Source organism: Petrotoga sp. 9T1HF07.CasAA.8.2, assembly GCF_002895585.1.
Taxonomy (GTDB): domain Bacteria; phylum Thermotogota; class Thermotogae; order Petrotogales; family Petrotogaceae; genus Petrotoga; species Petrotoga mobilis.
On sequence record NZ_AZRI01000029.1, the window covers coordinates 200,714 to 223,416 of the forward strand.

At 35.5% G+C, this 22,703-nt stretch carries 26 protein-coding genes; 14 read left to right on the forward strand and 12 right to left on the reverse strand.

What is annotated here, in order from left to right; all coding sequences use genetic code 11:
- The first annotated feature begins 243 nt into the window (after positions 1 to 243).
- The 9 genes from X925_RS06795 to hisC are packed head-to-tail and all read left to right on the forward strand — an operon-like array spanning position 244 to position 7,179.
- Positions 244 to 1,029, forward strand: a complete 786-nt coding sequence (locus X925_RS06795; protein WP_012208839.1) for an ATP phosphoribosyltransferase regulatory subunit — start codon at positions 244 to 246, stop codon at positions 1,027 to 1,029.
- Positions 1,030 to 1,034: 5 nt separating this feature from the next.
- The gene (gene hisG, locus X925_RS06800) at positions 1,035 to 1,658 is read left to right on the forward strand and encodes an ATP phosphoribosyltransferase (RefSeq protein WP_369974000.1); all 624 of its coding nucleotides are present in this window, start codon (positions 1,035 to 1,037) and stop codon (positions 1,656 to 1,658) included.
- 24 nt (positions 1,659 to 1,682) lie between these two features.
- Positions 1,683 to 2,840, forward strand: coding sequence for a histidinol dehydrogenase (hisD, locus tag X925_RS06805; protein WP_255408267.1), 1,158 nt, complete (start codon positions 1,683 to 1,685; stop codon positions 2,838 to 2,840).
- Positions 2,837 to 3,373: an imidazoleglycerol-phosphate dehydratase HisB gene (gene hisB / locus X925_RS06810; RefSeq protein WP_121959523.1), complete on the forward strand. Its 537-nt coding sequence runs from the start codon at positions 2,837 to 2,839 to the stop codon at positions 3,371 to 3,373. Before hisD ends, hisB begins: the two co-directional genes overlap by 4 nt.
- A gap of 11 nt (positions 3,374 to 3,384) precedes the next feature.
- Entirely contained in the window at positions 3,385 to 3,975 is a 591-nt protein-coding gene (gene hisH / locus X925_RS06815; RefSeq protein ID WP_012208843.1) for an imidazole glycerol phosphate synthase subunit HisH, read from the forward strand.
- A 4-nt stretch (positions 3,976 to 3,979) separates the two neighbouring features.
- A complete protein-coding gene (gene hisA, locus X925_RS06820; RefSeq protein WP_012208844.1) occupies positions 3,980 to 4,684 on the forward strand; it encodes a 1-(5-phosphoribosyl)-5-((5-phosphoribosylamino)methylideneamino)imidazole-4-carboxamide isomerase in 705 nt (234 codons plus the stop codon).
- Positions 4,684 to 5,442, forward strand: coding sequence for an imidazole glycerol phosphate synthase subunit HisF (gene hisF, locus X925_RS06825; protein ID WP_012208845.1), 759 nt, complete (start codon positions 4,684 to 4,686; stop codon positions 5,440 to 5,442). Before hisA ends, hisF begins: the two co-directional genes overlap by 1 nt.
- On the forward strand, positions 5,429 to 6,085 hold the full coding sequence (gene hisIE, locus X925_RS06830) for a bifunctional phosphoribosyl-AMP cyclohydrolase/phosphoribosyl-ATP diphosphatase HisIE (RefSeq protein WP_012208846.1): 657 nt from the start codon (positions 5,429 to 5,431) through the stop codon (positions 6,083 to 6,085). The genes hisF and hisIE overlap by 14 nt, the downstream gene beginning before the upstream one ends.
- Complete coding sequence (hisC, locus tag X925_RS06835; RefSeq protein ID WP_121959524.1) at positions 6,082 to 7,179, forward strand: histidinol-phosphate transaminase; 1,098 nt, start codon at positions 6,082 to 6,084, stop codon at positions 7,177 to 7,179. Before hisIE ends, hisC begins: the two co-directional genes overlap by 4 nt.
- 59 nt (positions 7,180 to 7,238) lie before the next feature.
- Here hisC and X925_RS06840 read toward each other — a convergent pair whose 3' ends face one another.
- Entirely contained in the window at positions 7,239 to 8,405 is a 1,167-nt protein-coding gene (locus X925_RS06840) for an iron-containing alcohol dehydrogenase (RefSeq protein WP_121959525.1), read from the reverse strand.
- Positions 8,406 to 8,529: 124 nt separating this feature from the next.
- Entirely contained in the window at positions 8,530 to 9,630 is a 1,101-nt protein-coding gene (locus tag X925_RS06845; RefSeq protein WP_121567545.1) for a nitronate monooxygenase family protein, read from the reverse strand.
- A 221-nt stretch (positions 9,631 to 9,851) separates the two neighbouring features.
- Between X925_RS06845 and X925_RS06850 the strand changes: the two genes are divergently transcribed.
- Genes X925_RS06850 through X925_RS06865 form a run of 4 tightly spaced genes read left to right on the forward strand, consistent with a single transcriptional unit; the run spans position 9,852 to position 13,523 of the window.
- On the forward strand, positions 9,852 to 10,823 hold the full coding sequence (locus tag X925_RS06850) for a cation diffusion facilitator family transporter (protein WP_121959526.1): 972 nt from the start codon (positions 9,852 to 9,854) through the stop codon (positions 10,821 to 10,823).
- A 16-nt stretch (positions 10,824 to 10,839) separates the two neighbouring features.
- The gene (gene obgE / locus X925_RS06855; protein WP_121959539.1) at positions 10,840 to 12,162 is read left to right on the forward strand and encodes a GTPase ObgE; all 1,323 of its coding nucleotides are present in this window, start codon (positions 10,840 to 10,842) and stop codon (positions 12,160 to 12,162) included.
- A 15-nt stretch (positions 12,163 to 12,177) separates the two neighbouring features.
- Positions 12,178 to 12,732 carry a nicotinate (nicotinamide) nucleotide adenylyltransferase gene (nadD, locus tag X925_RS06860; RefSeq protein ID WP_012208852.1) on the forward strand — a complete coding sequence of 185 codons (555 nt, stop codon included), beginning with the start codon at positions 12,178 to 12,180 and terminating at the stop codon, positions 12,730 to 12,732.
- Between the two features lie 32 nt (positions 12,733 to 12,764).
- A complete protein-coding gene (locus X925_RS06865; protein WP_121959527.1) occupies positions 12,765 to 13,523 on the forward strand; it encodes an N-acetyltransferase in 759 nt (252 codons plus the stop codon).
- 100 nt (positions 13,524 to 13,623) lie between these two features.
- On the opposite strand, the gene X925_RS06870 is transcribed toward X925_RS06865, so the two are convergent.
- From X925_RS06870 to X925_RS06885, 4 genes are all read right to left on the reverse strand, one after another.
- Positions 13,624 to 13,788 (reverse strand): hypothetical protein, encoded by a 165-nt coding sequence (locus X925_RS06870; RefSeq protein ID WP_231282467.1) that lies wholly within the window; start codon positions 13,786 to 13,788, stop codon positions 13,624 to 13,626.
- A 75-nt stretch (positions 13,789 to 13,863) separates the two neighbouring features.
- The gene (locus X925_RS10370; protein ID WP_199171510.1) at positions 13,864 to 14,007 is read right to left on the reverse strand and encodes a hypothetical protein; all 144 of its coding nucleotides are present in this window, start codon (positions 14,005 to 14,007) and stop codon (positions 13,864 to 13,866) included.
- A 214-nt stretch (positions 14,008 to 14,221) separates the two neighbouring features.
- Positions 14,222 to 14,407, reverse strand: coding sequence for a hypothetical protein (locus X925_RS06880; protein WP_012208854.1), 186 nt, complete (start codon positions 14,405 to 14,407; stop codon positions 14,222 to 14,224).
- A gap of 26 nt (positions 14,408 to 14,433) precedes the next feature.
- On the reverse strand, positions 14,434 to 15,051 hold the full coding sequence (locus X925_RS06885) for a cyclodeaminase/cyclohydrolase family protein (RefSeq protein WP_012208855.1): 618 nt from the start codon (positions 15,049 to 15,051) through the stop codon (positions 14,434 to 14,436).
- 223 nt (positions 15,052 to 15,274) lie between these two features.
- Between X925_RS06885 and X925_RS06890 the strand changes: the two genes are divergently transcribed.
- Complete coding sequence (locus tag X925_RS06890; RefSeq protein WP_049755287.1) at positions 15,275 to 17,500, forward strand: sodium-translocating pyrophosphatase; 2,226 nt, start codon at positions 15,275 to 15,277, stop codon at positions 17,498 to 17,500.
- Positions 17,501 to 17,555: 55 nt separating this feature from the next.
- Here the strand turns inward: X925_RS06890 and X925_RS06895 are convergent, their stop codons facing one another.
- Genes X925_RS06895 through fabF form a run of 6 tightly spaced genes read right to left on the reverse strand, consistent with a single transcriptional unit; the run spans position 17,556 to position 22,691 of the window.
- A complete protein-coding gene (locus X925_RS06895) occupies positions 17,556 to 18,302 on the reverse strand; it encodes a beta-ketoacyl-ACP reductase (RefSeq protein WP_121959528.1) in 747 nt (248 codons plus the stop codon).
- Between the two features lie 19 nt (positions 18,303 to 18,321).
- Entirely contained in the window at positions 18,322 to 19,197 is an 876-nt protein-coding gene (gene fabD / locus X925_RS06900; RefSeq protein WP_121959529.1) for an ACP S-malonyltransferase, read from the reverse strand.
- 3 nt (positions 19,198 to 19,200) lie between these two features.
- Positions 19,201 to 20,154 carry a nitronate monooxygenase gene (locus tag X925_RS06905; protein WP_121959530.1) on the reverse strand — a complete coding sequence of 318 codons (954 nt, stop codon included), beginning with the start codon at positions 20,152 to 20,154 and terminating at the stop codon, positions 19,201 to 19,203.
- A gap of 16 nt (positions 20,155 to 20,170) precedes the next feature.
- On the reverse strand, positions 20,171 to 20,590 hold the full coding sequence (gene fabZ, locus X925_RS06910) for a 3-hydroxyacyl-ACP dehydratase FabZ (RefSeq protein WP_121515037.1): 420 nt from the start codon (positions 20,588 to 20,590) through the stop codon (positions 20,171 to 20,173).
- Positions 20,591 to 20,595: 5 nt separating this feature from the next.
- Positions 20,596 to 21,444 (reverse strand): DegV family protein, encoded by an 849-nt coding sequence (locus X925_RS06915; protein ID WP_121959531.1) that lies wholly within the window; start codon positions 21,442 to 21,444, stop codon positions 20,596 to 20,598.
- Positions 21,445 to 21,458: 14 nt separating this feature from the next.
- The gene (gene fabF / locus X925_RS06920) at positions 21,459 to 22,691 is read right to left on the reverse strand and encodes a beta-ketoacyl-ACP synthase II (protein WP_012208862.1); all 1,233 of its coding nucleotides are present in this window, start codon (positions 22,689 to 22,691) and stop codon (positions 21,459 to 21,461) included.
- Between the last annotated feature and the right edge of the window lie 12 nt (positions 22,692 to 22,703).

Here is a 22,703-nt window from a genome sequence, read left to right on the forward strand (position 1 = left end):
TGTTAGTTGGTTTGATTATTTGTTATAAACGGGGTAAATATAATGTCTAATTTTAAAACGAACATCAATCCAAAAACATTGTTTAATTTAAATATTCATCATCATACATGGCGTGGCCGAGTTAACACATGCCATGTATGTTGTCATTTGTAAATCACTGCATACAAGGCTAAATGTAATAACCGGTCACGAGAAATCGTGACCGGTTTTTTATTTTTAAAATACAAAAGAAAGGGGTTTAAAATGAAAAAAGACATCTTTACTGAATCTCAAAAATTATCAAATATCGTTAGCAAAATTAGGAGTGTCCTATTTAAACACGATTTTTATGAACTGTTTCCCCCTTCTATAACAAAGTATTCTGAAAATTTAATAAAGGGGCTGAAATTTGCTGATGGAAGAAATTTTTACCTTTTAAAACCCGATGTGACTTCTTGGTTGATAGACATGGATAAAGTAGAAGAAAAAGAAAAAGTATTTTACATTTCGGAAGTTTTAGATGAAAATTTATCCGGTGTCTGGCAGTTTGGATTTGAAATATTAAATGGAGAAGAAGTCAAAATCGAAGAAGAAATTTTGCGTTTAACCATCGAAATTTTATCACTGTTGGATATAAAAAATTTCTTTATAGACGTAAGCTCAATAAGGAGTTGGGAGAGAATTTTAAAAGCAGTCCCACAATACAGAGACAAAATTTTAAGGGCTGTTGAGTTGAGAAATTTTGAGATCATTGAAAACCTTCCGCTGGATGAGGGGGTAAAAGCATCTATAGCTACTCTTTTCAATTACAGAGGAAAAGAAACAAATATTCCAAAATTAAACACAATAATTAAAAACATTAACGACCCCAGAATATACATAGACCTTGGAACAATGAAATACATGAATTACTATGAAGATGTTGTATTTGAAATTTATTCACCGGATAATGGTTACCTTTTAGGCAACGGTGGCCAATACAAGATAAACGGCAAATATTCGTGTGGAATGGCTTTAAATTTGGATATTATAGGGGAGATGATGAGATGACAACAATATCAGCCGCATTGCCATCAGGAAGATTGCTGGAAGACAGTAAGGCTTTTCTAAAAAAGATAGGTATAAATGTTAAAGAACCTGCGAAGAGAGAGCTTATATCATATGAAAATGGTTATGCCTTTTATTTTCCAAGAGCTTTTGATGTTCCTGTATACGTAGAAAATGGAGTAGACATTGGGATATGCGGAAGTGATGTTGTCCTTGAAAGAAACAATGAAGTGTATATTCCATTAGAACTACCTTTTGGTAAATGTAGAATGAGTATCATCTTACCAGAAAACAGAGAAATATCTTTTCAAAATATGGAAGGATACAAAATAGCGACCAAATACCCTGAAATTACAAAAAATTTCTTTTCTGAAAAGGGTTTAAAGGTGAAGATACTCAAGTTAAATGGAGCGGTAGAATTGGCAGCAAAAACCGGTATAGCGGATGCCATAGTAGATATTGTTGATACGGGAAACACGATAAAAGCAAACAATTTAAAAGAGTCATACAAGATAATGGATATCTCCGCAGTACTCTTGGTAAACAGGATAACCCAAAAAACAAAGTTCGATTTTATAAACGATTTAATAAATAAAGCAAAGAATTATAAAAACGGGGTGAAAGGGCACTAAAACAAATCTCAAAGTTCCTAAAGTCTGTGCAAAAAATCGAAGGAGGGAAAATCAATGGAATTACAGAACTACGTTTCACAGATATTAAACGACATAAAAAACAACGGAATGCTTGCAGTAAAAAAGTATTCAAAACAGTTCGATAATTATGATGGTGATTTAGAATTAAAAGTTGAAGAATGGGATATCGACGAAGAAATCCCCGCGCAAGATAAAGAAATTATAGAAAGAACGATTCAAAGATTGGAGAATTACCATCTAAAACAAAAAACAGAAGATATCTTGTATTCCAATGAATATAACTCAACCTACGGACTGATTAATAGACCCATAAACAGGATAGGTATTTATGTTCCTGGAGGTAAACCTCTACCTTCAAGTTTGTTGATGGTCGCTATTCCAGCAAAAATTGCAGGTGTAAAAGAAATGTTAATCACATCTTCTCCAAAAGACGGTGTGGTAAACCCTTACATTATCTATATAGCAAAAAAGTTAGGAATAAAAGAAATTTACAAAATTGGTGGAATTCAAGCAATAGCCGCTATGACATACGGCATCGGCATGAAGAAGGTAGATAAAATATTTGGTCCCGGAAATCAATATGTGAATGAAGCAAAACGACAGGTGTTTGGGGAAGTTGGGATAGACAGTTTGGCAGGACCATCAGAAATCTGTGTGATAGCCGATGAGACAGCAAAACCAGAATACATTCTAAACGACTTACTTTCCCAACTTGAACATGGTTATGAATCTAGAGCTTTCTTGGTCACTACTTCAAAAGAATTATACGAATATTGCGAAAGAGAAGGGATAGATAGATACCTTTTCAAAAGTATAGAAGATTGTGCTGCTAAAACTAATGAAATAGCACCTGAACACTTAGAGATAATGACAAAAGATCCTGAATCTGTACTACCACTCATACAAAATGCTGGGGCTATTTATTTAGGGGATTACACACCTGTACCGGCGGCGGATTATTTCTTGGGAGTTAACCACGTACTGCCAACGGGTGGTGCGGCACGTTTCACCTCCGTTTTGAACTTATCAGATTTTACAAAAAAAATATCCGTTGCAAAAGTGAGTAAAGAAGAGTTATTAAAAGAGAGATACTTAGGCATAAGAATGGCGGAAATCGAGGGTATGTACCAACACAAAAAGTCTATGGAGGTGAGGAAATGAGAAGAAAAACTGACGAAACGGACATAGAAATAAATTATTCTAAGGAATTATTTGTTGATACCGGGAATCCTGTGTTAAACCATTTATTGAAAACCCTATTCTACTACATGGGAAAGAATGTAATTATCAAGGCAAAGTTCGATCTTAACCACCATTTATGGGAAGATATGGGTATAACAATCGGCCAATTTTTAAAGAATGAAGTGGAAAGCAAGAAGATAAAAAGGTTTGGAACCTCCATCCTACCAATGGACGACGCCCTTATTCTCGTTTCGATTGATATTTCAAGATCCTATACAAACATAGATATCAACATCAAAGATGCTGAAAAAGGGTTTGAATTAGGTAACTTCAAAGAATTAATTCTGGGGTTATCAAGGTATTTACAATCAACTATCCACATAAAGCAAATAAATGGTGAAAACGCTCATCATATAATTGAAGCTTCTTTCAAGGCATTGGGTAGCGCTTTAAAAACGGCCCTTGAACCAAGTGACAAACTCGAAAGTACAAATAGGGTTTACGAAGTATAGAGGTGGTAGATATGCAGAAAATAGTCATATTAAATGGTGGAGTTGGTAACTTTTCAAATGTCCAAAAAGCTGTCGGAGGTATTATTAGCAATGAAATAAATGACATAAAAAAAGCAGATAAAATCATACTTCCAGGGGTAGGCTCTTTTGGAATAGTTTCAAATAATATAATTCCTCTAAAAGATTATATATTGGAACATATCGACAAAAACAAGCCTTTCTTAGGTATATGTTTAGGGATGCAACTGTTATTTGAAAGTAGCGAAGAAGGTGAAGGCACAGGACTTTCTTATTTACCTGGAAAAGTGGTTAAGTTTAAAAACATGAAAGTACCTCACATAGGTTGGAACAGTGTTGAATTTTCAAAAGATTCTCTGATTTTTCGAGGAATAGAAAATGGAAGTTTCTTCTATTTTGTACACTCTTATTACATAACAACTGAAGATCAATACACAATTTCATACACAGAATATGAAAGCAGAGGAAAAACCTGTAAATTCACATCAAGCGTGCAAAAAGAAAACGTATTCGGAGTACAGTTCCATCCTGAAAAATCAGGCGAAAAAGGAATTAAATTATTAGAAAATTTCAAAAATTTATAACGAGGTGAAATCTATCAACAACATAAGAATAATACCTGCAATAGACTTAATGAATAAAAAAGCGGTAAGACTCTATAAAGGGAGTAAAAACGAAATAAAAGAATACGGAGATCCCATAGAAATAGCCAAAGAATTTTCAAAATATGTCGACCTAATTCATATTGTTGACTTAGACGGTGCTTTTGAAGGATCTGTAAAAAACTTAGATGTCGTAAAACAAATAATCCAAAAAACCGGGTTGAAAGTTGAACTGGGTGGAGGATTAAGAACTTTTGAGAGCATAAAAGATGCATACGAAATAGGTGTTACTTATGTGATCATAGGTACAGCAGCCTTTAACTTAGAATTCTTAGAAAAAGTTACCAGTGCTTTCAACAATATAACCATAAGTATGGATGTTGAGAACGGAACTTTAAAAACAAAAGGTTGGTTAGAAAACTCACAAATTACCTTAGAAGATGCTTTTTCTATTTTTAAAAAATACACCAACAGATTCATATATACAGACACAAATAAAGACGGAACTTTAGAAGGTGTTTCTTTAAACATAAAAAGATTCTGGCAAGATGAAGAAATAATATACGCCGGGGGTGTAAGTAAAAAAGAAGATTTAAAAAAATTGGAAAATATAGGTTTCGATGGGGCTATAATAGGAAAAGCTCTTTACGAAGGTAAAATCAATTTGCAGGAGTTAAGGGGTGAACAATAATGTTGACAAAAAGAATCGTAGCCGCCTTGGATATAAAAGAAGGAAGAGTCGTAAAGGGAGTACAATTTGAGAACATACGGGACGCGGGAGATCCTGTGGAACTTGCCAAAAAATATGAAAAAGATGGGGTTGATGAGATCGTATTCTTAGATATAACGGCCTCTAAAGAAAAACGCAATATACTCAAAAATCTTGTTGAGGAAATTGCCAAAGAACTATTCATTCCTTTCACCGTGGGTGGTGGATTAAAAACAGTCGAACAAATGGTAGAAATAATAAAATGTGGAGCAGATAAAGTGTTCATAAATTCAGCTGCCGTTGAAAATCCAAATTTAATTAAAGAAAGTTCAAAAATAATAGGGAGCTCCAACGTAGTAGTAGCGATAGATGCAAAAAAAGACGTCGAAAGTGAAAAGTATTACGTATACACACACGGAGGAAGTAAAAAAACGGATTTAGACGCTGTTGAGTGGGCTAGAAAGTGTCAAGAGTTGGGAGCAGGGGAACTACTGGTTACTTCTATGAACACCGATGGAGTAAAAAAAGGGTATGACTTGAATTTAACCAAACAAATAGTTGATGCTGTAGAAATCCCAGTTATCGCCTCAGGTGGAGCGGGAGAAGTTAAAGATTTCATCGATGTTTTTCAAATAGGTGCAGATGCTGCTCTTGCTGCATCCATATTCCATTATGGTATCTACACTGCAAAAGACCTCAAAATCCAATTGAAGAAGGTGGGAATAAATGTTAGATTATAAACAAATAATAGACAAATTAGATTGGGAAAAAAACAATGGCCTCATACCTGTAATAGTTCAAGGTCTCGATGGTGACGTATTAACTTTAGGTTATACAGACAAAGAGGCTCTTAGTAAAACTCTACAAACAGGATATGTCCATTATTACTCGAGAAGCAAAGAAAGAATCAGAATGAAAGGAGAAACTAGCGGGAACTATCAAAAATTGAAAGAAGCGTTTGTAGATTGTGATAACGACACATTGCTCTTAAAAGTTGATCAAACAGGACCAGCTTGCCACTTAGGAACGAAAAGTTGTTTTAGAAAAATCGAACAAATTGACAAACTACCTGAATCCAACATAGATTACTCACTAGATTTTCTGAACCAATTAAAGGAAATTATAAAAGAGAGAAAAAAGAACCCAAAAGAAGGATCTTACACAACTTATCTGTTTAATGAAGGAAAGGAAAAAATCTATAAAAAGTTTGGAGAAGAAGCGGTCGAAGTTTTGGTTGCTCCAAATAGAGAAAGAACCATATATGAAACCGCCGATATGATTTATCACTTGTTGGTGTTATTAACCTACGAAGGGATAGATATAGGAGAAGTTGTTCAAGAGTTAAAAAAGAGGCACTCACCAGAGGGGGGTAAGCAAAGTTGAAATTCAACCCAATTTTAGAAAGTTTTGAGGAATATAAACCTTCTACTACTAATATCAACGAAGGGTTCATAGATCTCAGCAAAAATGAAAATCCATTCGATCTTTCTTTAGATCTTAAAAAGATCTTTTTCCAAAAGATAACAGAAACAAACATAAATCGGTATCCCGAATTAACCGCTGACAACATCAGACAAAAAATAGCGACTTTCTTAAACTCATATTTTTCAAAATATAATATAGATCTTGACATAAACAACATAGTGGTAGGAAATGGCAGCGATGAGATGATTTCTTACTTGGTTAAAATTTTTTCTGGAAAGGATGTAATAGTTTGCCCACCTACATTTGAAATGTACGAATTTTATTCTCTACTCAACGGCTTTTCAGTAAAAAAAATCCCTTTGAACACCAATTACGAAATAAAAGACATAGATAAATCCGTAAATGATCAAACAAGTATGATATTCATCTGTTCTCCAAACAATCCTACAGGAAACTTACAACCCCAAAAAGAGATCTTAAAAGCTTTAAAAACAGGGGTCCCTGTAATTGTTGACGAAGCATATGCGGATTTCTCAAAAACAAGCATGATACAATATTTAAAAGACTACCCAAATCTTATAATATTAAAAACATTTTCCAAAGCGTTTGGATTGGCAGGTATCAGAGCAGGTATCTTAATAGCCAATGAAGAAATAGTTAAACAAATAATGAAAATAAAATCCCCCTATAGTTTCAACGTATTAACTGAAAAGATGGTGGAAACCATAATAGAAAATTACGATCCTGTTTTAGAAAAAATTGATTACATTATCGAAGAAAGAAATAAGCTTTCAAAAGAGCTCGGACGAGTCGCCTTAAAAAGTGATGCTAATTTTATACTCCTTGATTTTGATAAAATAGAAGGCTTAACAGCTCAAGATGTTTACAACTACTTTTTAGAAAACAAAATACTTTTGAGAAAATACTCTGGGACTTTAGAAAATAAAATTCGAGTAACCGTTGGAACCAAAGAAGAAAATCAAAAGTTTCTATCGCTTTTTAAAGAATTAGTCAACAATTTTGATAAACAGATTAAGTCTTATGAACGTTAAAAAGCAATAACAACAAGAAGAATATCCTTAAAAATGGGAAAAGGGCATAAAGCCCTTTTTTATCTTGCCAATTTTAAGATATTTAGAACATCTTCCTTGTAAAGTTTTACAAAGTTACCGACAGGTCCTCTTTCCGTTGCCTTTTGTGCCATTTCCTCGAATCTGTCATCGGGGACTTTCAATTCCTTCAAAGTTATTGGTAATTTTAAATCTTCTTTGTAATATTTTTCAAGTCTATTGATACCCTCTAAAGCTGTTTTTTCTAAGTTGAAGAAATCAGCTTCAACGTTCCAAACATTTACAGCATACCTAGCAAATCTGTTTAAATCGTGCCTATAAACATATTTCATCCAAGCAGGAAATAAGACAGCCAAACCTGCTCCGTGGGCGACGTCGTAAATGCCACTCACCTCATGTTCTATATCATGAGTTGCCCAGTCTTCTTCCCTTCCGGTTCCTAATAAACCGTTATGTGCAACGGTACCAGCCCACATAATTTCAGCTCTGACGTCGTAATTGTAGGGATCTTTGAGGGCTAAAGGTGCATTGTGAATTATAGTTCTCATTGTAGCTTCACTCAATCTATCCGTTAATTCCACATGCTGCGTGTTGGTGAAGTATCTTTCCATAACGTGGGTTAACATATCCACCGCTCCAACGGCTGTTTGAAAAGGTGGCAGAGTATAAGTTAATTCAGGATTCATTATTGCAAAAACCGGTCTTAAAATATCGTAATTTATTGCTCTTTTATACCATCCATCTTCATTTGTAATAACCGATCCCATACTAGCTTCACTACCTGCAGCAGGTATGGTTAAAATAACACCAACGGGAAGCGCTTCTTTCAAAGTTCCTTTCCCTTCGTACAATTCCCAAACGTCTCCTTCATACTTCATTCCAGCTGCTATGGCCTTTGCAGAATCTATTACACTTCCTCCACCCACAGCAAGTACAAAATTAATATTTTCTTTTTTACATATTTCAATACCCTTTCTCACCAAACTTAATCTTGGATTGGGTTGAACACCACCCAATTCAACAAATTCAACCCCCGCACTTTTCAAAGATTTTGCCACTTTATCATACAGGCCAGTTTTTTTTATACTTCCTTGCCCATAGTGTAATAAAATTTTACCGGAGTACTTTTTTACCTCTTCTCCCACCTTTTCCTCGGTATTTTTCCCGAAGATTATGCGTGTAGGACTTACAAAGTCAAAATTTAACATAACGCGACCTCCTCTTTTTTATTTTTTTGTCTTTAATTTTTTAAATTTATCCTTAGAACCTCTTTGCATAGAATGAATCTTCTCAACTTTTGTTTGCGACCTAATTAATTACAAATTTCTGGCTCTATGAGCGTTGAGGAGACGGTTCTTTCGCTTTATCTAGATTGAGTTCAAAAAGATAGTTTATTACCTCTTGTACAGTTGTAATTTTATCGATTTTGTAACCGTATTTACCACTAAAAACAAATCCATCATCTAAATTCCCCTTTGCTGCGTTAAGCAGAGCTTGGGCTATACAATAAGGAGCATCAACAAAATTACACGTTTTGATACAGTGATAAGGGCATTTGAAAGGCTTTTTAATCCCCTTTGAAACATCTTCTATAAACTTGTTTTTGATAGCTCTTCCCGGAAGACCTACGGGACTTTCAATTATTACTATATCTTCTTCTTTGGCTTTTATCAAAGCCTCTTTAAATTTTATATCGGCATCACACTCTTTGGTGGCTATAAAAGGAGTTCCTACTTGTATCCCCTTCGCCCCCAACGAAAATATTCCTTTCACTTTTTCAGGTGTGTCGATACCGCCTGCGGCAATTACGGGTACTTCTTTATTGTATTCTTTTTTAATTTCCTCACAGAAACCTACTATCTGAGGAACGGTAACTTCGAGTTGAAAATCGGGATTCTCTAGATCCCCTTTTTTAAATCCCAAATGTCCTCCAGCTTTTGGGCCTTCCACTATAAATGCATCAGGAATGTACTTATATTTCATCCACCATTTTTTGAATATTATTTGGGCAGCTTTTAAAGAAGACACTATAGGAACTAACTTTGTTTTAGAGTCTTTACTTAGAAATTCAGGCAGATTTAACGGCAATCCTGCTCCAGATATTATTAAATCTATTTCTTCTTTTATCGCTGTTTTCACAAGCTCTTTATAATCAGTCAAAACGGTCATTATATTAACGCCAATTATTCCCTTTGTCTTTTCTCTTGCCTTTCTAATAACCTTTTTGAGGCCTTCTATATTAGCTTCTTTCACTTTTCTCGTTTCAGGATTTTCTATTAAGCCGATTCCTGCAGTACCTATTACTCCAATCCCTCCGGCGTTTGCTACCGCAGATGCTAAATTATCAAGGGAAATACCAACGGACATGCCCCCTTGGATTATTGGCAACTTTGGAACTAAACCATTGATGTTTAAAATATTTATTAGATTCACTCTCCTTTTTTGTCTTCTATACAGCTTTTAGTTGCTTTGGCACTTTTCGCCCCACTGCTCATCCATTTAATTACTCATTTAAATTATATCATAAAAGAACTTTATGTGAAAAAAAATTGCATTCAAAGAATATTACTTGTGGTATAATAAGCAATGCACATAGGTGTATTGAATTTCAATTTTAGCTGACATTCACTGAAGTCAACAAAGGAGAATACTATTTGAAGAAAACACTAAATGAAGAAAATTTTCAGATTAATTCAACAAGAGAAAAATTAGCCGCAAATGCCTCCTGGATGGGAATAATAATAAACGGTGCTCTTGCTTTTTTTAAATTAGTTATCTCTTTCATTACGGGGAGCATGGCGATTTTAGCTGATGGAATAGATACTACAACGGATATAATAACTTCCATACTAACTTTAATTGCATCGAAAATTTCAAGTAAACCCGCAGATGAGAGCCATCCTTTTGGTCATGAACGAGCTGAAACGATAGTTACTAAGGTTTTATCTTTAGTGATTATTTACGCCGGTTTTCAAGTCCTTATAGGTGCCATTCAAAGTATAATAACCCATAGTTTTTCAATTTATAGGCCTTATTTAGTGCTATGGATTTCTTTGATTTCGATATTTACCAAATATTTTTTATACAAATATAAATTCTCCGTCGGAAATAAAATAAGAAACTCTTCTATAGTGGCGGATGCTTTAAATATGAGAAATGACATTTTAACTTCTTTGTCTGTATTAATTGGCATTATATTTTACCTTACGTTAAACATAATGTGGGTGGATCCGTTGGTGGCGATTATTGTATCCGCGTTCATATTCAGAGTTGGAATAAAGATGTTTCTAGAAACCTCAGATGAGTTTATGGGTAGTTCAAAAGAATTAGGAGAAATTTATTACAATACTTTAGAAGCCGTTGAAAAAGTTAGCAAAGCCAATAATCCTCATAAAATCAGGGTGAGAAAAGCAGGATATGTTTATTTTGTCGAACTTCATATCGAAGTCGAAGAAGAAATGAGCGTAAAAGAAGCTAATGAAATAGCGTCGCAAGTTGAAAAGGAATTAAAGAAAATAAATCCTTACATAAAAGATGTGATGATCCACGTAGAACCTTTAGGGAACAACGAGGAAGAAGAATTTGGATTCGATAAAAATTCTATTAAAAGAATTTTTGATAAATAAGTGGAGGTGTAACGTTTTGATCGGTGATTTTGTAGATGAGGTGAACATCAAAGTGATTGCTGGAAAAGGAGGCGATGGAGCTGTAAGCTTTAGAAGAGAAAAATTTGTAGAAAAAGGCGGACCAGATGGTGGAGACGGAGGAGATGGTGGCTCGATCATCATCAAATCAACCCTCAATAAAAATACATTGGTAGATTTTAAATACAAGAAGATTTTTAGAGCAGAAAACGGGGAAAACGGTAAAAATAAAAATAAAGCTGGAAAAGCTGGAGAAGATGTTTTGATTGAGGTACCTGTTGGCACTTGTATCTATGATCTTGAAACCAACGAACTGCTTTCAGATTTAAAAGCTCCACAGCAATATTTGGTTGTTGCTCGTGGTGGTAAGGGTGGCAGAGGAAATGCAAGATTTGCAACTTCAACTCTACAAGTTCCAAGGATCGCTGAAAAAGGTGTGGAAGGTGAAGTCAAAAATCTAAAGCTCATTTTAAAAATTGTCGCAGATGTTGGCTTGATTGGTTATCCTAACGTTGGTAAATCAACATTAATTTCAAGGATTTCAAACGCCAAAGTGGAAATCGCTGATTACCCTTTTACAACTATAGTTCCAAATTTAGGTGTGGTAAAAGTCGACACAGATTATTCTTTCGTAGTAGCTGATATCCCCGGCCTTATAGAGGGAGCACATTTGGGAAAAGGTCTAGGAGATCAATTTCTAAGGCATATTGAAAGATGTTCTATTTTGGTACATCTTATAGATATATCTTGTTTTGAAAGAGATGACCCGGTAGAGGATTATATAAATATTAGAAAAGAATTAGACGCTTTTTCTCATATTCTTTCGAAAAAGAAAGAGATTATTGTTGCAAATAAGATAGATGCGGTAGACAAAGACACCCTCGAAAAGAGATTGACGGATTTCAAAAATAGAACGGGTAAAGATATTTATCCTATATCTTCTTATACTGGTGAAAACATTCAAGAGCTCATAACTATTGTATGGAATAGTATAAGCAAAGAAAAAATTGAGCAGCAAAAGTTCTTTCAAAAAAGGTTAAAATCCAATGTCACAGAAAAAATAAAAATACAACCTGTCAACTATGAACCCGATCCTTTTATAAAAATCAACGTTGTAAAGTTGGATAATGAAACATTTGAAGTTGTGGGAGACGGTATTGAAAAGTTGCTAAGTAGATACGATATCCATCAAAAAGATTCTCGTCTGTTAATTTTAAATACATTAGAAAAAAACGGATTGAATAAAATTCTAAGAAATGCAGGAGTTAAAGAAGGAGACACGGTATACATTGGAAATTTTTCTTTTGAATACATACCATAAGAAAAGGTGTTTCTCATGCTAATGCTTTTTGGAGGTAGTTTTAATCCTCCTCATATAGGTCATAGAATAATTGCTGAAATAGCTTATGATGAATTTAACCCTGATAGGTTTTTAATAGTACCGTCTAAAAATCCCCCACACAAAAGCATAGATTTCATAGCAAATTTCGACAAGAGGTATTCTTGGTGTGAGAGGGTTTTTTTTGAACATTATTTCGAAGTAAGCGATATAGAAAATAAACTACCCTCACCATCATACACAATAAGGACCATAGAATATTTATCAAATTTTGATAAAAACATTAATCTTTTGATAGGTGAAGACTCCCTTAAAAACTTTCACAAATGGTATAAATGGGAAGAAATATTAAAGAAAGTAAAATTAGTAGTTTATCCCAGATATTTCGAAGAAAAAAATTCATACAGTGTAGATTTTGATTATGTAAAATTGGAAAGTCCTATCGTTGAAATATCTTCCACTTATATCAGACAAAGGATCAAAAAGGGAAAAACTGTTAAAGGTTTGATAGACGATAAGATATTTGAGGAAGTTTTAAAAGAGTACAGTTAAAATCAATTTTTATAAGACTAAGGGGGATAAAAATGTCGTCTTATATAGCCAAAAGTGCTAAAATTGATACTAGCGTTAAAATAGGCTACAATGTAATAATTGAAGAAGATGTTGTTATTCAAAAAGGTACTATCATTGGAAACAATGTAATAATTAAAGAAGGTAGTATTATTGGAGAAAACTGTACAATATCGGATAATTGTATAATAGGGAAATCGCCTCTTAAAGCTAAAAATTCTGCCACAACTGAAACAAAAGATCTTCTTCCCTTAATTTTGAACAATAATGTAATCGTGGGAGCATGTTGCATCTTATATAGAGGTACTAAAATATCAAATGATGTTTTTATTGGAGATTTGGCGACCATTCGAGAAGACGTGGAAATCGGAGAACATACTATCATCGGAAAAGGCGCAACAATAGAAAATAAAAGCAAAATAGGTAGTTACGTAAAAATAGAAACAGAGGCTTACATTACAGCCATTTCTACAATAGAAGATTATTGCTTCATAGCTCCGGAAGTTACCTTTACCAACGATCAATTTTTGGGGAGAACGGAGAAAAGAAAAGCACTTTTCAAAGGTCCTACTATCAAAAAAGGGGCTAGAATAGGAGCTAATGCAACAATATTACCAGGAATAATAATTGGAGAGAATGCTTTGGTTGGTGCAGGGAGCGTAGTCACTAAAAATTTAGAACCAAAAAAAATATACGTTGGCGTTCCCGCGAGGGAAATTCGAAACGTCCCAATCGAAGAATTATTAGAAAATCAAACTTATTTTCACCCTTAAAATCCCAATCAAATGAGTTTTATAATCGGGTAGGAGGTAGATAATTAATTTATCTACCGTCCTCCCACACCACCGTACGTACCGTTCGGTATACGGCGGTTCAACAGGATTGATGTCTGTATCCTTTCACATCGTTTCTTCCTCTTTCAGACGTAGAAGTTATATTAGGCGCTTCTACATTATTTTCAGGCTCTCCCTTATCTTCATGTAGGAAACCTTCTAATCGAAGTTGTATGCCTTTTCCATGTCCCTTCGCATCTTTCAAGATTCGAAACCTCCTGTTGTTCAGTCCTTCCTCATCTCTCAATGAGTACTATGACCTCTGCTGACTTCTCAAGATTCAGCCATACATTGCTGTATGGGTTGCCTTATCAGCATATTCTTGAGATCTCCCCAGGTAAGTGCAATAACTTTCATCCCATCTATTCGCCAGATCTACTCCGTGAAGTTCTGGGTAGCTGTTGGACTTCGTTTTGAGTGGCAAACTCGTCCACTTCACTTAGCCTTGTATCTGGTTCTTGTTCATCGAACCGGGACTTTGCCTTTGGCTTCCTTCAGATTCCACCTCACGGTGGACACCCTTGCCTTTGGCTAGTGGTTCCCGCTACCTGGCCCACAACGGACTTTCACCGCTTAGCTATCGCGCATGCTGGGCGCACAACATAAGGGCCGGGAAGAAAAACCCGGCCAATGTTTTATTAATTTTCTATTTCTTTAAGCTGTTTTTCTATTTGCTCTAACTCTTGGTTAATCCTTTCCCATTCTTTTTCAAGAGATTCATCATGCTCATGAGGGCCCATGTACTTTTCTATAGATTTCTTCTGTGCCTCTAAAGTTTTCTTCTTTTTTATTAATTCTTCTCTTAAATATTCTTCTTCGGCCATTATGTTCCACCCCCTTAATGAAATTATTATATATAAACTTTGGAAAGCAGCCTTAATTCAAGAGTGTTCGCTTCTCCTTCAATTTTTTCAATTTGACTGTTAATGTCTCTTAGAAAATCTTCGTCTTTAATAGATGGAAGGTTTATTTTTACGTTGTATAATCCACCATCAACCGCTGCTTTTGCCATTACAAGAGAAATTGCTGCGTCACTTTTAGCCATTTTGTACCCTTTTTCTATTGTAATCCCCGAAAGTTCCATGACTTCCAACGCGTCTTTGGCTATCTGCAGGGGTAAAAGTGTTGCCTTTTTTGTTTTTTCTTGGATTTTTTCATTTCTTGCTCTTTTCTCTTCTTCGGTACTTTTTGGAAGTTTTAAGGCCTCTATCACCTCGTTGAAAGCTTGCGCATCTTCCTCCATGAGTTGAAGGAATTTGTCTCTGTACTCTTCAAACTTTACTTTCAAATCTTTCATTTCTTCTTCCACATCTTCGTACTTTTTTTTGCCGATAGTTAAATTTGCCACCATGCATCCCAAACTGGCTCCTATAGAGCCCGCCAATGCCGCAGCACTTCCGCCACCGGGAGCTGGTTCGTTTGACGAAAGCTTTTCTAAAAAATCTTTTAAACTCATTTCCGACAACAAATTAACTCCTCCTTTTTTGTGATATTTAACGCAATAGGCATATTAGTTTTCCTGAAAAATTCTATTACTACTATATATTCTATCAAAAGTGAATTGAAAAACAATAAATACCCTTTGGAAGAAATATCCTTCTAATTGTTTCTAAAGTCGTTTAATTGTTCCTAATCACATTTAACTGCCATTTTTAAAACTTATTTTTTTGAGTAGAGGATGGTATAATAAAATGGGGTATAATGTTATACTTCAAATTTCACAACACTTTGGAGGTGAAACAGTGGGTAGTCTATGGATTTTGGCAATAGTTCCAGTAATAGCTTTAATATTTGCAAGTGTTAACTTTAGACAGGTCGTTGTTTTAGACGAAGGTACAGAGAAGATGCAACACATTGCAAAGGCTATTAGAATTGGTGCTTCCGCCTTTGTTAACCACGAGCTTAAAGTATTGACGATTTATGGAATATTTATCGCTTTAGCTTTAGGTATCGTGGTAGAGTGGTATGTTGGAGCCGCTTTTGTAATGGGGGCTTTTATGAGTGCCCTTGCTGGATACATAGGTATGAAAATAGCTACTTACGCTAACGTCAGAGTTAGCAATAAAGCTCGTACAGAGAAAAGTATTGGAAAAACTCTGAAAGTTGCATTTCAAGGTGGAAGTGTTATGGGGCTAAGCGTTTCTGGATTGGCTCTATTAGGTTTATTTTTAGTATATATTATCTTTGGAAATTGGTTAGGACAGCTTTCTGCAGAAAATTTGGTAATCAAAGTCAATTGGTTGGGAATAAATTATATTCCTTTCACCATGACCGTTTCAGGATATGCCCTTGGATGCTCAATAATCGCTATGTTTGATAGGGTTGGTGGAGGAATTTACACAAAAGCTGCGGACATGGGAGCAGACTTGGTTGGAAAAACAGAATTGGCTTTACCGGAAGATGATGCACGAAATCCCGCAACTATCGCCGATAACGTGGGAGATGATGTTGGAGATGTTGCAGGACTTGGGGCAGATTTGTTGGAAAGTTATGTAGGTGCGGTAATTTCATCTATAGTTCTAATATTATATACTCATTTCCTTTTGGGACCTCAAAACTTTTCTTATGATTCCACAATGAGATTAACTTACTATCCTATACTTTTTATATCTTTAGGATTAATTTCTTCGATGATTGGAATATTGTATATAATCTTAAAAAAACCTTCAAATGATCCCCATAGAGATTTGAATATATCTTTGATGACATCAGCATTTTTAACTGTAATTTTAACTTTTTTCCTTAGCTTTTTCTACTTGAGGGGGATCAGTATTACCGAATTTCAAAATATTGGTTTCAGATTGGGATACTTCTCACCTTGGTTGGCCGCTTTCATCGGTATAGTAGACGGTATTTTTATGGGACTTATAGCAGAATATTACACTAATGATGCATACCATCCTACAAAAGAATTGAGTGAATTCGCTAAGGGTGGTTCAGCTATTGTCATTACAAAAGGATTAGCGTTGGGAATGGAAAGCGTTCTTTTGCCTGTTTTCCTTTTGATGTTGGGAATTCTTGTGTCCTTCGAAATAGCAGGATTGTATGGTGTAGCAATGGCAGCTTTGGGTATGCTTTCTTTCGTTGCCACAACGGTTTCAGTTGATTCGTACGGTCCAATAGCAGATAATGCTGGTGGGATAAGCGAAATGGCAAAATTGCCGCCTGAAGTTAGAGAGATAACCGATAAACTAGACTCTGTAGGGAACACAACGGCTGCTATAGGAAAAGGTTTTGCTATCGGTTCGGCTGCTTTAGCGGCATTAGCTCTCTTCGCATCTTTTATTTATTCTCAAGCTGGTCCTGGAGATGGAGGAGTAGGGCATTTAGAAAATATTCTGATCTTGAACATGATAGATTCTAGAACAATAGCCGGTGCTATTTTCGGCGCGGCATTACCTTTCTTTTTTAGTTCTTTTCTAATAAATGCCGTGGTAAATGCAGCTAACAAGATGGTGGATGAGGTAAGAAGACAGTTTAGAGAAATCCCTGGATTGATGGAGGGCACAACAGATCCAGATTACGAAAGATGTATCAGGATTAGTAGTGAAGGTTCGCTAAGTCAAATAAAATTCCCTGCCCTTATCGCCACTCTAACCCCTATAATTTCTGGATTTTTACTAGGACCAAACTTTGTAGGAGGACTTTTGATTGGAACTACTCTCAGTGGTGTTATGTTAGCAATATTTACAGCTAATTCTGGAGGTGCTTGGGACAACGCAAAAAAGAGAATAGAAGCTGGAGGCGTTGAAGGAGAAGGGAAAGGTACCGATGCCCATAAAGCAGCAGTTGTGGGTGATACAGTTGGAGATCCACTGAAAGATACTGTTGGTCCTTCTCTAGATATATTAATCAAGATTATGGCGGTAACTTCCCTTATAACCGTTTCTATCTTTAAAGTGTATCATCTCTTTTGAAAACAAAATCCCGAGGTTGTACATTTAATTGCCTCGGGATTTTAATTCAGTATAATTAAATTCTTAATCCACCGTCTATCCTTATAACTTGTCCCGTTATGAAGGAAGAATCATCACTGGCTAAAAATACGGCTAATTTTGCTATATCCTGAGGTTCTCCCAATCGTTTTAAACACGTATTCTCTACAACATACTCTATTAATTCTTCCTTTAAACTTTCGGTCATCCCTGTTCTAACAAATCCTGGCGCAATAGCGTTTACTCTGATATTTTCTCCTTTCATTGTAAGTTCTTTCGCCCAAGATTTTGTCATTCCTATTATACCTGCTTTTGCTGCCGAATAATTAGTTTGACCGATGTTACCTTCAATTCCTACCACGCTCGCCATGCTTATTATATTCCCAAACTTTTGTTTTCTCATTATCTTTGCAACCGCTTTTGTCATAACAAAAGTTCCTTTTAAATTCACTTGTATTACTTTATCAAAATCCTCTTCTTTCATGATAATCAAGAAGTTATCTTTTGCCATTCCGGCATTGTTTACTAATATGTCTATTTTTTGGTATTTGTTATATATCTCAGTCACAATTTCGCTAATCGCATTGAAATCGGTTATGTCTGCTTGGTAATAAATGAACCTATCTTCTGGAAAATCACTTTTTTCATTTTCTTCTATTTGAGGTCTTTCATCTATAGCGATCGCTATTACGGTGGCCCCTTCTTTTATGAAATTCCTCGATATTTCTTTCCCTATTCCTCTAGAGCCACCTGTTACGATCGCAATCTTTTGATTTAGTTTCAAAGGGAACACCCCCGATTTTTTATATATTAAGTAGTTTCACGTTTTTATTTATCTGTTTAATAAATTTTGTAAGCACATTTGTAGGCCCAATTTCAACAAATTCATCCACATCATTTTTCACACATTCTTCGACACATTCTATCCATCTAACGGGAGAAGTTATTTGCTTAATTATATTTTCTTTGATGATAACAGGATCTGTTTCAAACTTCGCCGTCACATTCTGAACAATGGGAACCCTTGGTTTTTTGAATTCTAAATGTTCAATTTTTCTTCTTAACCTTTCTTCTGCATCTTTTAGAAATTTCGAATGAAACGGACCGCTTACATTCAACGGTACGACCTTTCTGGCTCCTCCTTCCTTGAGCTTTTCCATAGAGATCAAAAGTTCTTCCATTTCCCCACTTATAACAATCTGTGAAGGAGAATTGTAATTAGCTATTTGGACGTTTGGATAATTGGCTAAAACTTTTTCAATATCATTTAAATCCATCCCTATCACGGCTGCCATACCGCCTTTTCCTGGTTCAAAGGCTTCACTCATGTACAATCCCCTATAATAAACCGCTTCAACTGCCTCTTCAAAATTGATCACGTCTGCAGCTAAAAGTGCTGTCCATTCCCCTAAAGAATGACCAGCTACCACGTCAGGTATGAGACCTTCTTCTAAAGCATTCAAATATTTTATATAGCTAATTGTGAGTATAGCGACTTGGGCATTTTGGGTTAAGGTAAGCTCTTTTTCATCAGTTCCAAATATTATACTTTTTATGTCTACTCCAATCTTATTTTTAACTTTATCAAAGTATAATTCATACTCAGGCTTTTTTTCTAATATATCCTTTCCCATTCCTAAGTATTGAGATCCTTGGCCTGTAAAAACAAAGCATCGCAAAACTTATCTCCTCCTTTCATCGACATTGTTTTCTAAGTCGTAATTTTTCAAAACATACGACATTATATCTTCTATAACTTCGCTAACACTTTTTATTTCATCGATCAACCCAGAGGATTGTCCTGCCATAAAAGACCCACTTTCTTCATCACCGTACAAGAAAGCCCTCATAAGGCTTCCTACCAAAGCTTCTTCTGCTTCTTCAGGTGATGAAGCTTCTAACTTAGCTATTTTTTTACCAAATTTTGTCTTTATTATGCGAGCTGGATGACCCATTTTCTGACCTGTAATTATAGTATCCCTAATACCTGCATTTATTATTTTCTGTTTATAATTTTCATGGGCTTCACATTCATCTGTGGCTATAAAACGAGTCCCCATCTGAATGCCTTCTGCCCCCAAGGATAAAGCTGCAACCGCGCCAGGTCCGTTAGCAATCCCACCGGCTGCTATTACAGGAACCGATAACATACTGGAAAGCTTTGGAATCAAGACCATGGTAGTTACATCTCCGATGTGTCCACCACATTCCATTCCTTCACCTATTATAGCTTCCGCACCAGCAGTTTCTAACCTCAAAGCTAGGTTTTCTGACGAGACTACCGCTATGGTTGTTATCCCATTTTCTCTAAGCATAGGAATATATTTGCTAGAATTTCCAGCTCCTAAAATGGCAACGGGCACTTTTTCTTGAATTATCAAATCTATGACTTCGTCTATATGAGGATTAAGCATGATTACGTTTACCGCAAAAGGTTTATCAGTCATTACTCTTATTGAATCGATCTGTTTTTTTAAAAGTTTTGCGTCCATGTTTCCAGAACCTATAGTTCCTAATCCACCAGCATTTGAAACAGCTGCAGCCAATTTGGCAGTACCCACCCATGCCATTCCGCCTTCTAATATGGGATATTTAATTTTCAATAAATCAGTAACCCTATTTTTTACTGGTTCCAAATCAGCACCTCCATCTTCAACTCTTTTTGATACCTACCATTATCTCTGCTTGTGCACATACCTGTTCTTCAACAGTAGCTATTCCTTTTAATTTAAACATGTTTGCTTTCCTTTGTAGAATCTCTAAATCGTATATCAATTTGTCTCCAGGTCTTACTTCCTTTTTAAATCGAGCCTTATCTATACCCGTAAACAAAGGAATTACATTCTCATCCGTATCTTTTAGAAGCAATAACCCTGCAGTTTGAGCCATACCTTCAACAATGAGTACTCCTGGCATTATGGGATAATTTGGGAAATGACCTTGAAAAAAAGGTTCGTTAATGCTAACGTTTTTAAACGCCTTGATCTTTTCTTCATTTAATTCTAAAACCCCATCAACAAGCAAAAAAGGGTAACGGTGGGGCAATATTTTCATTATTTCCTCTATATTCATAATTTTCACTCCCATGTAGTTACTATTCCACCAGAATCAGGCCCTAAATGCATACCTATTATTATATCCATCGGTTCAAAGATTATCTTTTCCCTCGGTACTCCCAATTTAACTACTTCATCCAACAAATCGCCACCTATTTTTAAGCTCCCTGTATGTTCAACGGTTATATTCTTTAACTCTCCTCTGCCTTTTTCTTCCATTGCCAATGTAGTAAGCTCTTTAATTATTTTATTGTATCCTCTAATCCTTTTAACGGGCAATATTTCACCATTCTCCAGTTTTAACAATGGTTTAATGTTTAACATGCTTCCCACAAAGGCAGTTGCTTTTCCTATTCTTCCACCTTTTGCAAGATAATTTAAACTTCCTACGGTAAAGTATACATTCACTTTTTCTTGAAAATGTTCCACAAAATTCTTCAACTCTTCTATACTATAATCTCCTGAATCTATAAGCTTTTTTAATTCTAGTACTACATAACCTAATCCCCATGTAGCTTCATAACTTTCCACTATATGGATCCTTTTTTCATCTACTTCCTTAGCGGCTATCCTAGCAGAATTATAGGTGCCACTAAGTTTTCCTGAAAGATGGACAGATATCAATTCATCGTAATCTTTAAGCATTTTTTTGTATACCTCTTCAAAATCTTGAGGCGTGGGTTGTGAAGTGGCTGGTATATAGTCAGACGTTTTTAAAAACTCATAGAAGTCGTCTACATCAATATCCACAGCCTTTTCAAACTTGTCTTTCATCTTTACATACAATGAAACACAGCCTATCCCCATTTCTTCTAATTGTTTTGGATCAATGTCGCAGGTATTATCGGTTACTATTCCTATTTTAGGCATAATTGTGCCCCCTTTTATGATTTAACAAAAATTAGAGACGCATTGTGTCCCCCAAAACCAAAGGAGTTCTTTAAAATTACGTTTACTTCAGCGTCTTGAGTCTCTCTTGGGATATTGAGCGTTTTCATCTCTTCATCAGGCTCTTCTAAATTTGGCATTCCATGAACAAAATGATTATGGCTTTCTATTATTGAAGCTATTAATTCAATTGCCCCTGCAGCTCCTAAAGTATGTCCTATTAAAGTTTTAGTTGACTGTAAATACGGTTTATCCGCAAATTCACCGAATATTTTTTTAATAGCTTTTACTTCTGAATTATCTCCAACAGGGGTACTGGTAGCATGACAATTTATAAGATCCACCTTAGAAGGATCTAATTCAGCCATTTTTAAGGCGTTCTTTATTGCTCTTGCAGCCCCCTCACCTTCCGGATCAGATTGACTAATATGGTAAGCATCCCCTGTCATTCCATATCCTGCTATATATCCATAAATCTTTGCTCCTCTTGCCTTTGCATGTTCTTCTGATTCTAAAACTAATATCCCAGCTCCTTCTCCCATCACAAACCCGTCTCTATCTTTGTCAAAAGGTCTTGATGCTTTTTGTGGTTCATCATTTCTTTGAGAAAGAGCCATCATGTTGGCAAAAGCTGCTATTGGCATAGGATCAATAACCGCTTCGGAACCTCCCGTTATTGCCACATCAACTTCTCCACTTCTTATCAACATAACAGAACTTATTATTGAATGGACAGCTGAAGCACAGGCGCTAACAGTAGTAAAATTTGGTCCCTTTAATTTATGCCTTATAGAAACAACTCCACTTGCCATATCGGCAATCATCATAGGTATTAAAAAAGGGCTAACATACTTCGGACCTTTTTCGTTCATTACTCCAAACTCATGATACAGAGTTTTAAAACCGCCTATCCCCGAACCTATTATTACTGCAGCATTTTCTCTCCAATCTTGATCTTGAGACAATCCGGCATCTTCAATAGCTTCATCTGAGGCAGCAACAGCTAATTGCAAAAACCTATCATAACGTTTGGCAGTTTTCCTATCCATGTACTCCTCGGGGTCAAAATCTTTTATTTCAGCAGCTATCTTAACTTTATGATCAGAGGTATCAAACTGAGTTATTTTATCTATGCCGCTTCTCATTTCTTTTAAACCTTCTAAAAATCCCTGTGTGTTCTTTGCTATCGGGTTTATTGTTCCCATACCAGTTATTACGACTTTGTGCATCCACATACCTCC

Excerpts from the sequence above, each read along its gene's own strand:
- X925_RS06795 (WP_012208839.1), top strand. The coding sequence starts at position 244 with ATGAAAAAAGACATCTTTACTGAATCTCAAAAATTATCAAATATCGTT.
- hisB (WP_121959523.1), top strand. The coding sequence starts at position 2,837 with ATGAGAAGAAAAACTGACGAAACGGACATAGAAATAAATTATTCTAAG.
- hisH (WP_012208843.1), top strand. The coding sequence starts at position 3,385 with ATGCAGAAAATAGTCATATTAAATGGTGGAGTTGGTAACTTTTCAAAT.
- hisF (WP_012208845.1), top strand. The coding sequence starts at position 4,684 with ATGTTGACAAAAAGAATCGTAGCCGCCTTGGATATAAAAGAAGGAAGA.
- hisIE (WP_012208846.1), top strand. The coding sequence starts at position 5,429 with ATGTTAGATTATAAACAAATAATAGACAAATTAGATTGGGAAAAAAAC.
- X925_RS06840 (WP_121959525.1), bottom strand. The coding sequence starts at position 8,405 with ATGTTAAATTTTGACTTTGTAAGTCCTACACGCATAATCTTCGGGAAA.
- nadD (WP_012208852.1), top strand. The coding sequence starts at position 12,178 with ATGCTAATGCTTTTTGGAGGTAGTTTTAATCCTCCTCATATAGGTCAT.
- X925_RS06865 (WP_121959527.1), top strand. The coding sequence starts at position 12,765 with ATGTCGTCTTATATAGCCAAAAGTGCTAAAATTGATACTAGCGTTAAA.
- X925_RS06880 (WP_012208854.1), bottom strand. The coding sequence starts at position 14,407 with ATGGCCGAAGAAGAATATTTAAGAGAAGAATTAATAAAAAAGAAGAAA.
- X925_RS06890 (WP_049755287.1), top strand. The coding sequence starts at position 15,275 with ATGGGGTATAATGTTATACTTCAAATTTCACAACACTTTGGAGGTGAA.
- fabZ (WP_121515037.1), bottom strand. The coding sequence starts at position 20,590 with ATGAATATAGAGGAAATAATGAAAATATTGCCCCACCGTTACCCTTTT.
- X925_RS06915 (WP_121959531.1), bottom strand. The coding sequence starts at position 21,444 with ATGCCTAAAATAGGAATAGTAACCGATAATACCTGCGACATTGATCCA.
- fabF (WP_012208862.1), bottom strand. The coding sequence starts at position 22,691 with ATGCACAAAGTCGTAATAACTGGTATGGGAACAATAAACCCGATAGCA.